This is a genomic window from Billgrantia aerodenitrificans (assembly GCF_021404405.1).
Classification (GTDB): domain Bacteria; phylum Pseudomonadota; class Gammaproteobacteria; order Pseudomonadales; family Halomonadaceae; genus Halomonas; species Halomonas aerodenitrificans.
Map to the genome: position 1 here is coordinate 45,008 of NZ_JABFTV010000011.1, position 13,301 is coordinate 58,308.

The 13,301-nt window shown below is 66.8% G+C and carries 12 protein-coding genes; 8 read left to right on the forward strand and 4 right to left on the reverse strand.

Annotated elements, in window-relative coordinates:
- Window positions 1–47 precede the first annotated feature (47 nt).
- Window positions 48–1,871, reverse strand: a complete 1,824-nt coding sequence (locus tag HOP59_RS18915) for a methanol/ethanol family PQQ-dependent dehydrogenase (protein ID WP_010627636.1) — start codon at window positions 1,869–1,871, stop codon at window positions 48–50.
- Between the two features lie 353 nt (window positions 1,872–2,224).
- On the opposite strand from HOP59_RS18915, the gene pqqA reads away from it, so the two are divergent.
- The 8 genes from pqqA to gfa all read left to right on the forward strand — a co-directional run bounded on the left by pqqA (window position 2,225) and on the right by gfa (window position 10,221).
- Complete coding sequence (pqqA, locus tag HOP59_RS18920) at window positions 2,225–2,296, forward strand: pyrroloquinoline quinone precursor peptide PqqA (protein WP_081786101.1); 72 nt, start codon at window positions 2,225–2,227, stop codon at window positions 2,294–2,296.
- A gap of 99 nt (window positions 2,297–2,395) precedes the next feature.
- On the forward strand, window positions 2,396–3,322 hold the full coding sequence (gene pqqB / locus HOP59_RS18925; RefSeq protein ID WP_234255014.1) for a pyrroloquinoline quinone biosynthesis protein PqqB: 927 nt from the start codon (window positions 2,396–2,398) through the stop codon (window positions 3,320–3,322).
- Window positions 3,323–3,390: 68 nt separating this feature from the next.
- A complete protein-coding gene (gene pqqC, locus HOP59_RS18930) occupies window positions 3,391–4,179 on the forward strand; it encodes a pyrroloquinoline-quinone synthase PqqC (protein WP_234255016.1) in 789 nt (262 codons plus the stop codon).
- Entirely contained in the window at window positions 4,179–4,463 is a 285-nt protein-coding gene (gene pqqD, locus HOP59_RS18935) for a pyrroloquinoline quinone biosynthesis peptide chaperone PqqD (RefSeq protein ID WP_010627632.1), read from the forward strand. Before pqqC ends, pqqD begins: the two co-directional genes overlap by 1 nt.
- Window positions 4,456–5,607, forward strand: a complete 1,152-nt coding sequence (gene pqqE, locus HOP59_RS18940; RefSeq protein ID WP_234255018.1) for a pyrroloquinoline quinone biosynthesis protein PqqE — start codon at window positions 4,456–4,458, stop codon at window positions 5,605–5,607. The genes pqqD and pqqE overlap by 8 nt, the downstream gene beginning before the upstream one ends.
- On the forward strand, window positions 5,604–8,057 hold the full coding sequence (locus HOP59_RS18945; protein ID WP_234255021.1) for an insulinase family protein: 2,454 nt from the start codon (window positions 5,604–5,606) through the stop codon (window positions 8,055–8,057). The genes pqqE and HOP59_RS18945 overlap by 4 nt, the downstream gene beginning before the upstream one ends.
- Window positions 8,058–8,351: 294 nt before the next feature.
- Window positions 8,352–9,461, forward strand: a complete 1,110-nt coding sequence (locus HOP59_RS18950; protein ID WP_234255023.1) for an S-(hydroxymethyl)glutathione dehydrogenase/class III alcohol dehydrogenase — start codon at window positions 8,352–8,354, stop codon at window positions 9,459–9,461.
- 55 nt (window positions 9,462–9,516) lie between these two features.
- Window positions 9,517–10,221: an S-(hydroxymethyl)glutathione synthase gene (gene gfa / locus HOP59_RS18955; RefSeq protein WP_234255025.1), complete on the forward strand. Its 705-nt coding sequence runs from the start codon at window positions 9,517–9,519 to the stop codon at window positions 10,219–10,221.
- Between the two features lie 69 nt (window positions 10,222–10,290).
- Here the strand turns inward: gfa and HOP59_RS18960 are convergent, their stop codons facing one another.
- Genes HOP59_RS18960 through HOP59_RS18970 form a run of 3 tightly spaced genes read right to left on the reverse strand, consistent with a single transcriptional unit; the run spans window position 10,291 to window position 13,279 of the window.
- Window positions 10,291–11,592 carry an amidohydrolase gene (locus HOP59_RS18960; RefSeq protein ID WP_234255026.1) on the reverse strand — a complete coding sequence of 434 codons (1,302 nt, stop codon included), beginning with the start codon at window positions 11,590–11,592 and terminating at the stop codon, window positions 10,291–10,293.
- 18 nt (window positions 11,593–11,610) lie between these two features.
- Window positions 11,611–13,074 carry a sodium:solute symporter family protein gene (locus HOP59_RS18965; RefSeq protein WP_103969848.1) on the reverse strand — a complete coding sequence of 488 codons (1,464 nt, stop codon included), beginning with the start codon at window positions 13,072–13,074 and terminating at the stop codon, window positions 11,611–11,613.
- Window positions 13,067–13,279: a DUF3311 domain-containing protein gene (locus HOP59_RS18970; protein WP_234251736.1), complete on the reverse strand. Its 213-nt coding sequence runs from the start codon at window positions 13,277–13,279 to the stop codon at window positions 13,067–13,069. Before HOP59_RS18970 ends, HOP59_RS18965 begins: the two co-directional genes overlap by 8 nt.
- Window positions 13,280–13,301 lie beyond the last annotated feature (22 nt).

Here is a 13,301-nt window from a genome sequence, read left to right on the forward strand (position 1 = left end):
GGATGGGCGGGAATGGCAACGGCCATTCCCGCCCCGGCCAGACCCGCTCAATCGGGCAGAGCGAAGACCGTCAGCACGCCACCGAGCTTGGTGTAGTCACCCAGCGCGGAGAACACGCCCACGGCACCGAGGCCCTCTTCGGGATCCTCGAGTCCCGCTGCCAGGCCGATACCGGCCCAGCCGCCGACCCCGGAGAGCACGGCCACGTACTGCTTGCCCTCGTGCATGAAGGTATTGACGTTGCCGATGATCCCGGAGGGCGTCTTGAAGCGCCACAGCTCCTCACCGTTCTCGATGTCCACCGCCTTCACGTGACCTTCGAGCGTGCCGTAGAAGGCCAGATCACCGGCCGTGGCCAACGCCCCGCTCCACACCGCGAAACGCTCGTCGACCTCCCACACGGTCTCGCCGGCAACCGGATCCCAGGCGATGAAGCTGCCCATGCGGCCTTCCATCTGGCCGTTCTCGGTGGGCGACGGCATCATGGTCAGGGTCGCACCCACATAGGGCTGACCGGCCACGTACTCGGTCTCGTAGGGCTCGTAGTTCATGCAGATGCGGTTGATGCCGGCATAGATCAGGCCAGTACGCGGCGAGTAGGCGCTCGGCTGCATGTTCTTGGCGCCCATGGCGGTGGGGCAGATGTCGGTGGTGTTGACGTTCACCCCCTGGCGGAAGGTGCTGTAATCCTCGTTGACGTTGGGCCGCCCGGTTTCCATGTCGTAGCTGTCGGCCCAGTTGGTCTCGGGGGCGAATTTCTCGGCCACCAGCAGCTCACCGGTTTCGCGGTCGAGCAGGAAGCCGAAGCCGGTGCGGTCGATGATCGCCAGGCCCTTGCGCTCCTCGCCCTCGAACTCCACGTCGATCAGCTGATTCTCGTTGACCCCGTCGTAATCCCACTCGTCGAAGGGCACCTTCTGATAGACCCACTTGACCGAGCCGTCGTTGGGATCGCGGGCAAACACGGTGATGGCCCACTTGTTGTCTGCCGGCTCGCCGTCGACGGCACGCTGATCCGGGTTCCAGGTTCCGGGGTTGCCGGTACCGTAGTAGATCAGGTCGAGGTCGGGGTCGTAGGTGACCCAGCCCCAGGGTGCCCCGCCGCCGCGCTCCCACTCGTCTTCCGGCCAGGTGGAGACGCCGAGGTCGGCCTCGCCGATGGGCTCGCCCAGCATCAGGGTACTCTCGGGGTCGATCAGCACTTCATCGTCCGGCCCGGTGGAGTAACCGCGCCAGACCATCTCGCCGGTCTCGACGTTGTAGGCGGTCATGTGACCGCGGATACCGTATTCGCCGCCGCTGATACCGACGATCACCATGTCATGCACCACCAGCGGCGACATGGTGTTGGTCTCGCCGACGGTATGGTCGCCGTTGCTGACGTCCCACAGCAGCTCGCCGCTCTCGGCATCCAGTGCGATCAGGGTGTTGTCGGCCTGGCCGAGGAACAGGCGTCCGTCGGCATAGGCCAGCCCACGGTTGACCGTGTCGCAGCACATCACCGGAATGACGCGGGAATCCTGATCCGGCTCGTAGCTCCAGACCACACGACCTTCGTCCTCCAGGTCTAGGGCGAATACCTTGTTGGGGAAGGGGGTGTGGATATATAGCCGGCCATCGCCGACATAGAGGGGGCCGCCTTCGTGGCCGCGCAGCACGCCGGTGGAGAACTGCCACACCGAGCGCAGCTCGTTCACGTTGTCGCGGTTGATCTGGTCCAGTTCGCTGAAGCGGTTGCCCTGGTAGTTACCCAGCTGAGTGGCCCAGTATTCCGGGTTCTGCTGGAGTTCGAGTTGATTCTGGTTGGCATGCGCCACCGACACAGCCAACAAACTAACGGCCGTTACGGCATAACCGGTCTCCCTAAGCATGGCGTTGTCTCCGTCTCACTGAAGGTGTGCCTGGGGAAAGCGGCACATCTTGTGTAATTGTGTTTCAGGTATTGACAAGATCAGGTCTAGCACAACATTGGCAGGCGCATGGGCAGATCAGTTAATTTAGGTTTAGCTGGCAATCAAAAGACTATTGCCCCTGGGCAACAATCCTGTAACACCCGTGACCGAAGCCCGCCGCGGTGGCGTTTCACGAGCATTGCAGTGCTCATTTCGAGATTCTTTGACGAATCTTCCCCACGCTTACTAGACTTAGGTCGCAAGGTAGCGAAGCCATTAGCTGCTTTACTGAATGGGCATGCCCATCGATCCACCCATGTGGAGGAGTTCTTATGTGGACCAAACCTGCTTATACCGACCTGCGTCTGGGCTTCGAAGTGACGCTATACATCTCCAATCGCTGAGACATCCTTTCGGCAAGGACTCGACCGGCTGACGCTCTTCACGGGCGTCAGCCGTCGTTTTTTCGGTTCATTTTTCAGTTCATCGGCACGGAGATCTGAATGCACGTACTGGTCCTGGGCGCCGCCGCTGGCGGTGGCTACCCCCAGTGGAACTGCAATTGCACGCTCTGCCATGGCCTGCGCACCGGCAGCGTCGAGGCAACGCCTCGTACCCAGTCGTCCATCGCCATCAGCGCCGACGGCGAGCGCTGGCTGCTGTGCAACGCCTCGCCCGACATTCGTACCCAGTTGGCCGCCAACCCCGAGCTGCACCCGCGCCGCATCCCCCGCGACAGCGGTATCTCGGGCGTGCTGCTGGTAGATGCCCAGATCGATCACGCCACCGGCCTGCTGTCGCTGCGTGAAGGCTGCCCCTTCGATGTCTGGTGCACGCCCAACGTGCATCAGGATCTGAGCAGCGGCTTCCCGCTGTTCACCATGCTCCAACACTGGGGAGGACTGAACTGGCGGCCCATCGGTATCGATGAAGCTCATCTGGAGGCCACCTTCGAGGTGCCTGCCTGTCCGGGCCTGTCGTTCGCCGCGGTGGCTCTCGACAGCAACGCGCCGCCCTATTCGCCACGTCGCGGCGCGCCGACCCCGGGCGACAACATCGGCCTGCTGGTGGAAGACCGGGCGTGCGGCACGCGACTGTTCTATGCCCCGGGGCTTGGCCGGCTCGACGAGCGGGTACGCGGCTACCTCAGCCAAGCGGACTGCGTGCTGGTCGACGGCACCCTGTGGCACGACGACGAACTGCTGCGTGCCGGCGTGGGCAAGTCGACCGGCACCGACATGGGCCACTTGGCCCTGGCCGGACCGGGCGGTCTGCTGGAGGAGCTGGGGCGCTTGCCGCCCTCCACCCGCCGAGTGCTGATCCATATCAACAACACCAACCCAATCCTCGACGAGCGCTCCGCGGAGCGTGCTACGCTCAGCGAAACCGGCATTGAAGTCGCTTTCGATGGCATGCGCCTCGAGATCTGAACCCGACACACCGAACGGCGTCACAACCATAGCGCATCCGCTCGCACGCACTGGGAAGGAATCGCCTCATGAGTTCGATCGCATCCCCCTTCGCCGCCTCGACGGTGGATCCCGACAACCTAGCGCTTTCCCCCGAGGCTTTCCGCGAGGCCCTGCTGGCCAAGGGCGCCTATTACCATGTCCATCACCCCTACCAGGTCGACATGGCCGAGGGCCGCGCCACGCCGGAGCAGATCCGCGGCTGGGTGGCCAATCGCTTCTATTATCAAGTGATGATCCCGCAAAAGGACGCCGCGCTGCTGGCCAACTGTCCTGACGCCGCCACCCGCCGCCGCTGGATCCAGCGCCTGCTCGATCACGACGGCCATGACGACGGCGGCGGCGGTATCGAGGCCTGGCTGACCCTGGGCGAGGCGGTGGGCCTCTCCCGCGATGAGCTGTGGGCCCAGGAACACGTGTTACCCGGTGTGCGCTTCGCGGTGGATGCCTACGTCAACTTCGTGCGCCGGGCGAGCTGGCAGGAGGCGGCGATCTCCTCGCTCACCGAGCTGTTCGCGCCTCAGGCACACCAGAGCCGGCTCGATACCTGGCCGACCCACTACCCCTGGATCGACGAGGCCGGCTACGGCTACTTCCGCAAGCGCTTGAAGGAAGCACGCCGCGACGTCGACCATGGCCTGGAGGTAGCGCTGGCGGTGTGCACCACCGCCGCTGCCCAGCAGCGCGCGCTGGAGATCCTGCAATTCAAGCTCGACGTGCTGTGGTCGATGCTCGACGCCATGACCCTGGCCTACCAGCTCGAGCGGCCGCCCTACCACTCGGTCACCGACCGGCGCGTCTACCACAGGGGGCTGTGATGGCCATGATCGAGTCCGCCACCGTCTACCGTCTGCGCCCCGGCTGGCGCCTGCAGTGGGAGCAGGCCCAGGGCCGCCACGTGCTGCTCTACCCTGAGGGTATGGTGCAGCTCAACGACAGTGCCGGCGCCATTCTCGGCCAGCTCGATGGCCAGCGCGACGTGGCCAGCCTGGTGGCCAACCTGCAGGCCCAGTTCCCCGATGCCCCCGCTGCGGCGATCGAGCAGGACGTACACGAATTCCTGCTCGATGCCGCCCGACAAGGGTGGATCCAGCATGACTGACCGAACCGATACCGTCGCCGTCAATGGCGCAACCGGCGCGCCGCTGTGGCTGCTCGCCGAACTCACTTACCGCTGCCCGCTGCAGTGCGTCTACTGCTCCAACCCGCTGGACTTCGCCGCGGTGGAGGAGGAGCTCACCACCGCGGAGTGGATCGAGGTGCTGACCCAGGCCCGTGCCATGGGCGCGGTGCAGATGGGTTTTTCCGGCGGCGAGCCGCTGGTGCGGCGCGACCTGGAAGAACTGGTGGCCGAGGCACGCCGGCTCGGCTTCTATACCAACCTGATCACCTCCGGCCTGGGGCTCGACGAGGCGCGCATCGAGGCACTGCGCGAGGCCGGCCTCGACCATATCCAGATCAGCCTGCAGGCCGCCGACCCGGACGTGGCCGCAGCGGTGGCCGGCTCGCCCAAGGCCCATGCCAAGAAGCTCGCCATGGCGCGAGCGGTGAAGGCCGCCGGCTACCCCATGGTGCTCAACGTGGTGCTGCACCGGCACAACATCGACCGCATCGACGAGATCATCGCTCTGTGCGACGAGCTGGGTGCCGACGCGGTGGAGCTGGCCAACTGCCAGATGTACGGCTGGGCCCACCTCAATCGCGAGGGTCTGCTGCCGAGTCGTGAACAGCTCGAAGCCGCCGAGGCCACCACCGCGCGCTGGCGCGAGCGACTGGCCGAACGCGGCCGCGACATGCGCTTGCTGTTCGTGGTGCCCGACTACTACGGCGAGCGCCCCAAGGCATGCATGGGCGGCTGGGGCTCGATCTTCATGACCGTGGCCCCGGACGGCGCGGTGCTGCCCTGTCACAGTGCGCGCATGCTGCCGATGCGCTTTCCCAACGTGCGCGACCATGGCCTCAGGGAGATCTGGTACGACAGCGAACCGTTCAACCGCTACCGCGGCGACGCCTGGATGCAGGAGCCCTGCCGCAGCTGCGACGAGCGTCATAAAGATGTCGGCGGCTGCCGCTGTCAGGCCTACTTGCTCACCGGCGATGCCGCCGCCACCGACCCGGTCTGCTCGCTGTCGCCGGACCACCACCTGATCGAAGCCGCCCGCCGCGAGGCCAACGCGGCTTCTCCCGCGATGGAGACACTCACGCTACGCAACGTGCATGAGTCGCAGGTGTTCTGTCGCCAATGAATGGGCCTGCCGCCACCTACGATGAAGCGGCCAGAAGCGCGGGGCTGCCGCTGGGTAGTTGCCTTGTGGAGAGGCGGCTGGACAACGGTCTGTGGATCGCCGCGGCGCAGGTGCCCAGCGCGCGGGTGCAGCGTCTGGTCGGCGCGGTGGGAGTGGGCTACCTGGACGAACCCGACGACTGCCGCGGCCTGGCCCACCTGCTCGAGCACGCCCTGTTTCTGGGCTCGGCCAATTTTCCCGAGGCGGGCGAACTGGCACGCTGGATCGGTGAGCGGGGCGGACGCTACAACGCGCGTACCGACGAAACCGTTACCGACGTGCACCTGCACCTGCCACCGGACGAAGCCGACGAGGGCCTCGCCCGGCTGGTGGACATGCTGGCCCGGCCCTGCTTCGAACCGGCACACATCGCCCATGAAGTGGAAGTGCTCGACGCGGAGTTCCGCGCCCGGCTGGCCGACCCCGCCCTGCACCGGCTGGCGGCACTCGGCCGGCTCTGTCGCGAAGGTCATCCAGCCCGGCTCTGCCACGCCGGCAACCGCAAGAGCCTGGGCGACGATGCGGCTCACCTGACCACCCGGCTCAGCGACTTTCACACTCGTCACTACCGCAGCGGCGGCATGGCGCTGGCCATGCTGGGACCACTGCCCCTCGAAGCACAGCTCGAGCTGCTCGAACGCCACGCCGAGCCCCTGCCGACTGGCGAACCCTCACCGCTCCAACGCCCCTGGCGCTGGGGCGAGCCGGGCGGCGTGGCCTGGCATGCCCCCCAGGCCATGCCCGCCACCTCGGCGCTGGAGCTCATCTGGCCCCTGCCGCAAGCGCTGGCCGCCGCCCATGGCGAATGGCTGGAGGCCGTCGCCGCGAGGCTGAGCGACGGACGGCTGGCCGCCACGCTGCAGGCCGCCGTGGAGCTCGATAGCTTCGACGTGACGCTCACCCCGCAAGGCGTCGGAACGGCCCTTGCCCTGCGCCTGGCGCCGGCACCCGACGAAGAGACCGTCCAGACGCTGCTCGCCGCCTGCCGCATGGCGCTCGAGCGAGCCCTCGCCTCACCGCTGACCGAACGTCCCGTCGCCCCCGTCGAGCTGGATGTTTGGCCCCGTCGCTGCGCCTGCCGCCTGGCCGCTGCGGGGAACCCGAGCGCTGGTCCGGCAGCGCCGCGAGAAGCTCTGCAGCCCTGGCTCGCCGTCGAGCAGTGCCGACTGCTGTGGCAATCTCCCAGTGCGCCGGGAAGCTGGAAGCGCCTGGCCGAGACCGGTACGGCCTGGCACCCTCAGCCACTGGCATCGGAAACACTGCCGCTGCCCTGGCGCGCGGCTCCCGCGCTGTCGGCACGCACCCTACGACCGAGCGTTGACGAGCCCGGCCCGTACCTGGTGAATCAGGGCGTGGGATTTCAGCTCTGGGCCGGCGATCCGCTGCGGCTGCCCGACGCAGCGCCGGCATCGTTCTGCCTGGGCTGGTCAGCTTCGCTCTCACGCCAGGCCGCACGTCTGAGCCAGTGGCGACAGAACGCCCTGCCGCTACGGCAGGCCGCCGCAGTCCACGGCCTGGAACTGCGCTGCGACGGCGACGCTCGCGGCGACTGGCTGATCGCCACGGGCCCGGCCGAACGGCTGGACGCCCTCGTCGAGCTGGCCGTGGCGTGCTGGCCCGAAACGGTGACACGGCCCCGCGACGAAGCGCCCAAGGGGCTGTTGGCCCAGCGTATGCTGACACGCCTCGTGACCCTGCCCCCGCCCGGCACGCCCGGCCAGCAGAGCCGGCAGCCGCTCGCCTGGGTGCACGGCGACACCGACACCCAGGCCGCCGAGGCCCTGCTGCGACGGCTGGCGGCACGCCGGCGAGAGGACGACACCTCATATGAAGTGCCGGCCGAGCTCCACTGGCTCTCAGCGCAGGCAGACGATCACGCCGCCATGCTCGAGATAGCCGGCCCCGACGACACCCCCCGCAGCCGCTGGCTGCTGCAGCTACTGGCCCAGTGTCACGATGCCGCCTTTCATCACGAAATGCGCCAGCGGCGTGGCCTCGGCTATGTCGCGGCGGTACGCTACCGCGAAGCGGCGGGCTACCCACGGCTGGGCTACGTGGTGCAGTCACCAGGCACAAGCGTGGACGCGTTACGCCAGGCCATCGGCCAATTCCTGACCTGCCAGGGCGAGGCACTGGCGCGCCTCGACCAAGCGACGATGACCAGCCGCAAACGCGCCCTGCTCGCCGCCGCCGGCCCGCCCGAAACCCACGCCGAGGCCGTGGCCCGCCTGTGGCATGCGCTGCGCCGCCACCCCCTGGCGGATGCCTGGCAGCCCTTGCCTTGGGAAGCCGAAAGCCAGGCCTTGGCCTCTCTGCATGCCGATGAGCTCACGGCGATGGCCAGCGCCATCGCCGAGGGCCGTCTGGCGCAGCGCTGGTGGCTGCATAGACCAGGTGATACCGACACGTAACGTCTGTGAAGGAAGCGCTGCACAAATTGACGAGCGAGATGAAGCGCAAGGCGCACGGAGCACAGGAACCGGAGCATATGGGGTATATGTGAGGATTCCGCGCACCGCGCAACGCAGCGATTCGCTCGCGCAGGCATTTGTGTAGTGTTTCCTTAAGGAATGTTGCCCACCAGCAACTGTGTTATGCCGCTGCGCCACAATCGCCCCGCCCCGACTCTCCTAGACTGACATCAGCGTCATCCCATGACGGGCGCCGCAGCGCCCTATATCACAACAACACAGGGAGAGCTGCCCATGAAATCTCGCGCTGCAGTCGCCATGGCCGCGGGCAAGCCCCTCGAGCTCACCGAAATCGACGTACAGGATCCCAAGGCGGGTGAGGTGCTGGTGCGTATCGCCGCGACCAGCGTGTGCCACACCGACGCCTTCACGCTCTCCGGCGCCGACCCCGAGGGTCTGTTCCCCTCGGTGCTGGGCCACGAGGGCGCCGGCATCGTCGAGGCGGTGGGCGAAGGGGTGACCAGCCTCAAGCCCGGCGATCACGTCATCCCGCTCTATACCGCCGAATGCGGCAAGTGCAAGTTCTGCCGCTCGGGCAAGACCAACCTGTGTCAGGCGGTGCGCGCCACCCAAGGCCAGGGACTGATGCCCGACGGCACCTCGCGCTTCTCGCTCGACGGCAAGATGCTGCACCACTACATGGGCTGCTCCACCTTCAGCGAATACACCGTGCTGCCCGAGGTCTCCCTGGCGGTGGTCTCCAAGGAGGCGCCGCTGGACAAGATCTGTCTGCTCGGCTGCGGCGTGACCACCGGCATCGGTGCGGTGCTCAACACCGCCAAGGTGGAGCCGGGTGCCACCGTCGCCGTGTTCGGCCTCGGCGCCATCGGCCTGGCGGTGATCCAGGGCGCGCAGATGGCCAAGGCCAGCCGCATCATCGCCATCGACGTCAACCCGGACAAGTTCGAACTGGCGCGCCAGTTCGGTGCCACCGACTTCGTCAATCCCAAGGAGCATTCCGATCCGATCCAGCAGGTGATCGTCGACATGACCGACGGCGGGGTCGACTACTCCTTCGAGTGCATCGGCAACGTCAACGTGATGCGCTCGGCGCTGGAGTGCTGCCACAAGGGCTGGGGCGAATCGGTGATCATCGGCGTGGCCGGGGCCGGCGAGGAGATCTCCACGCGGCCGTTCCAGCTGGTGACCGGGCGGGTGTGGCGCGGCTCGGCGTTCGGCGGGGTGAAGGGGCGCAGCGAGCTGCCCGGCTACGTGCAGCGCTACATGGATGGCGAGATCAAGATCGATGAGTTCATCACCCACGACATGCCGTTCGAGCAGATCAACGAGGCATTCGAGCTGCTGCACGCGGGCAAGAGCATTCGGACGGTACTCCATTATTGAACGTCGCACACAAGAGCAACGAACACGACACGCGTCCAAGGGACAAGGAGGCAGCATGAGCCTGATGGACATCATCCAGCGCTGGTTCGGCGGCAAGCCCGCCGCCGCGACACAGAGCACGCCCCGACCGCCGCCTGCGGCGAGAAACCCCGAAAAAACGACAACACAGGGGAGTCAACCCACCATGAGCCACCACAACGTTCACATCCATCCCGCCGTGGACGACGGCGTCAAGCGCGGCAGCGACAGCTTCACCGGCGGCAAGCTCCACTGCCACTGCAGCGGCGAACAGGTCGAGGTGACGATCGACGCCCAGTGCGCCCACAACCATGTCTGCGGTTGCACTAAGTGCTGGAAACCCGAGGGCGCGCTGTTCTCGATGGTGGCCGTGGTACCCCGCGACAAGGTAAGGGTCAGCGCCCACGAGGAGAAGCTCCAGGTGGTCGATCCGGCCGCGGCTATCCAGCGCCATGCCTGCACCGGCTGCGGCGTGCACATGTACGGCCGCATCGAGAACACCGGCCACCCCTTCCACGGGCTGGACTTCATCCACACCGAGCTCTCCCACGACGAGGGCTGGGCCGGCCCCGAATTCGCCGCCTTCGTCTCGTCGATCATCGAGTCCGGCGCCGATCCGCAGAACATGGGTGCGGTACGCTCACGGCTACAGGAGCTCGGCCTGCCGCCCTACGACTGCCTCTCGCCGCCGCTGATGGACGCCATCGCCACGCATACCGCCAAGGCCAAGGGGGTGCTGTGACACGCCCTTGCTCTAACGCCAACGAGCCACCTTCAGGGTGGCCCGTTGGCGTTTCTGGCTGTATGACGCTCAGCCCAGGTAGGCCAGCGCCGCCGTCGCCAGCGCCTCGATACCGGTGCGCAGGGTCTCGGGGTTGCCCGGGAAGTAATAGGGGGAGTGTGGCATCTCGAGGTGGCGCATCTTGTCGGTAACGCTCGCTCCCGGCGTCTCCTCCCAGCGTGATTCCGGCGTCGCGCCGATGAACCAGTAGACGTAGGGAATGTCCTCGCCGCCGAACCCGCCGGCCTCGGCATTGCCGAAGAAGGGAAAATCCTCGCTGCCGTTGAGCCGTGGCATCTCGTAGAGACGCTCCGACTCAAAGTGCTCGGCGTGAGCCCGGCGCACGTGGTCGACTGCCACGGGGTCGTTGTGCAGGGCGATGGTCTCGTTCAGCACACGGAACTCCGGCGCTCTGGGCGAGCGCCCGGCCTCGCACTCGGCGCGTACAATGCGCTCGATGGCGGCTACCACCTGGCGATGCAGGGTGTCGTCGAAGCTGCGCACGTTGATCTCGAGCTCGGCCGAATGGGGGATGATGTTGGCCTGAGTGCCGGCCTGCAGCTTGCCGACGGTGACCACCACCGTCTCCTCCGGCGGCACCTCACGAGCGACGATGGTCTGCAGGCGAGTGACCACGTGAGCGGCGATCACCACCGGGTCCACCGTCTGGGCGGGCATGGAGCCATGCCCGCCGGCGCCGTGAATCGTCACCGCCAGGTTGGTGCAGGCGGCCATGGCGCGGCCGGCAATGTGCCCGACCGTGCCGGCCAGCGCCGGCATGTTGTGCTGGCCCAGCACCACGTCCGGCCGGGCGAAGCGCTCGTAAAGGCCGTCGTCGAGCATGGCCCTGGCACCACCGAAGATCTCTTCGGCAGGCTGGCAGATGAGCATCAGGGTGCCGTTCCAGTGCTCTCTCAGTGCTGCCATCACACCGGCGGCACCGACCACGCAGCTGCTGTGCAGGTCATGGCCGCAGGCGTGCATCAGCGGCACCCGCTCTCCCTGAGCGTTCTCGGCGCTCTCCCGACTGGCGAACTCGAGCCCGGTGCGCTCCTCGATGGGTAGAGCATCCATGTCGCCGCGCAGCATCACGGTGGGGCCTTCGCCGTTGCGCAGCAGGGCCACGACACCGGTACCGCCCACGCCGCGGGTCACCTCGAACCCCAGGCTCTCCAGCGCCTCGGCGAGGCGGGCGCTGGTCTTGTGCTCCTGGAAGGGCAGCTCGGGGTAGCGGTGCAGCTGGCGGTAAAGCGCCTGCACCTCATCGAAGCCAGCCTCCACCTGGGCGCGAACGGCGCCCTTGAGGTCCCGAGTGGGGGATAAGATCGTCATCATGGCCTCCGTGGCGGTTCAGTGACTTGGAGTGCTGGATAAGGGGTGGCCATGGCGAGCCGAGCGGGATAGCCCCTGCCAGGCCGCTACCACGCCTACGTTGAGCAGCATCGCCCATACGCCGGCGTGCCAGCCCAGCGGCGAGCTCCAGACGAAGTCCATCAGCAGATAGGCCAGGCTGCCCACCAGGGCGCCGGCCATGACGCTGGTGCGACGCAGCCGCGGCAGGAACAGGGCGCCGATCACCATGGGGAAGAGCTGTACGATCAGTCCGTAGGCGCCGAGCAGCAGCAATACCAGGGAAGCGGGATTGGCCAGGGCGAAGAGATAGGCGATCAGCGACAGCCCGACCACGCTCCAGCGGGTGGCGCTGACCACGGTCCGTTCACTGGCGCGCTGCATCACGGTGGGCCCCAGCACATCGCGTACCAGTACGATGGCCGCGGTATGGGCCAGGTTGGCGCCTGTGGACATGGCCGCCGCCAGCGCACCGGAGAGCATCAGCCCGATCACCCAGGGGGAGAAATTGGCCACGTCCATGACCATGCGCAGCAGCACGGTATCCGAGCGTGCCAGCGGCTCGTCGGCGAACACCAGCACGCCGGCAAAGCCGATGAACAGCAGCGGTACCAGCAGGTAGGCGTAGAGCGGATAGAAGACGCTGACCTTGCGCAGGGTGCGGCCGCTGTCGGCGGAGTAGAACTTCATGAACAGATGCGGCCACATGGCCCCGCCGAAGGCGCTGACCAGTACCGCGGTGCTGAAGTAACCCCAGCTCATGCCGCTGGCGCCGGGCATGGTCAGGTACTCGGGCGCCGCCTGCTGGAGCTGGAGGAACATTTCGCCGACCCCGCCGTAGAGGCGCTGCGACACGGCCAGACCCAGAAACCAGGCGATGGCGATCATCATGATGCCCTGTACCAGGTTGGTCCAGCCGATGCCGCTCAGGCCGCTGCAGAACACGTAGGCTGCCACCACCATGAAGGCCAGCAGGGCGCCGAGCCAGAAGGGAATCAGCCCATCGGTGGCGGCCTGGAACAGCAGCCCGGCCCCGGCGATCTGGATGGTCAGATAGGGCACCAGCGCCAGCACGCCGATGGTGCCGGCCAGGATACCCAGCGCCTTGCTCCGGTAGTGGTCGGCGATCATGTCGCCCTGGGTCAGATAGCCCTTCTGGCGGCCCAGCTCGGCGACCCGAGGCCCCATCGCCCAGATGGTGATCGGCACCAGCGCCAGGTAGGCGAGAATGTAGAAGGCCGGCGAGCCGTGCTGATAGGCCCAGCCCGGCGCACCGAGGAAGGCGAAGGCGGAGAAAATCTCGGCACCGAGGATGAAGAACAGGATCACCACGCCGACGTGGCGTCCGCCGGCCACATAGCCCTCGAGGCTCGAGCTCTGCTGACCGCGGGCGCGCAGGCCCACCCACAGCACCATGGCGAGATAGGTCAGGGTGATACCGACCACGATCAGCGAATCAGTCATGACGGCCGCCTCCGTGACGTACGACGTAGGCAAGCCACATGCCGGCGAACAGCACCAGCATCCACAGGATGTACCAGAAGAACAGGAAGGGCAGCCCCAGCACGATGGGCTCGATGCGGTTGGCAATCAGCGCACCGGGCCAGATCATGGCCAGCGTGCAGAGGGCGAAGTGCAGCCCCGTCAGGAGATGGTAGGTCTTGGTCATCGGGAGAGTCCAGCTCGCCGCA

Bases quoted from the DNA above. Each gene is read 5' to 3' on its own strand.
- HOP59_RS18965 (WP_103969848.1), bottom strand. From the start codon at position 13,074: ATGACTGATTCGCTGATCGTGGTCGGTATCACCCTGACCTATCTCGCC.
- HOP59_RS18915 (WP_010627636.1), bottom strand. From the start codon at position 1,871: ATGCTTAGGGAGACCGGTTATGCCGTAACGGCCGTTAGTTTGTTGGCT.
- pqqD (WP_010627632.1), top strand. From the start codon at position 4,179: ATGGCCATGATCGAGTCCGCCACCGTCTACCGTCTGCGCCCCGGCTGG.
- HOP59_RS18970 (WP_234251736.1), bottom strand. From the start codon at position 13,279: ATGACCAAGACCTACCATCTCCTGACGGGGCTGCACTTCGCCCTCTGC.
- HOP59_RS18950 (WP_234255023.1), top strand. From the start codon at position 8,352: ATGAAATCTCGCGCTGCAGTCGCCATGGCCGCGGGCAAGCCCCTCGAG.
- gfa (WP_234255025.1), top strand. From the start codon at position 9,517: ATGAGCCTGATGGACATCATCCAGCGCTGGTTCGGCGGCAAGCCCGCC.
- HOP59_RS18945 (WP_234255021.1), top strand. From the start codon at position 5,604: ATGAATGGGCCTGCCGCCACCTACGATGAAGCGGCCAGAAGCGCGGGG.
- HOP59_RS18960 (WP_234255026.1), bottom strand. From the start codon at position 11,592: ATGACGATCTTATCCCCCACTCGGGACCTCAAGGGCGCCGTTCGCGCC.
- pqqE (WP_234255018.1), top strand. From the start codon at position 4,456: ATGACTGACCGAACCGATACCGTCGCCGTCAATGGCGCAACCGGCGCG.
- pqqB (WP_234255014.1), top strand. From the start codon at position 2,396: ATGCACGTACTGGTCCTGGGCGCCGCCGCTGGCGGTGGCTACCCCCAG.
- pqqC (WP_234255016.1), top strand. From the start codon at position 3,391: ATGAGTTCGATCGCATCCCCCTTCGCCGCCTCGACGGTGGATCCCGAC.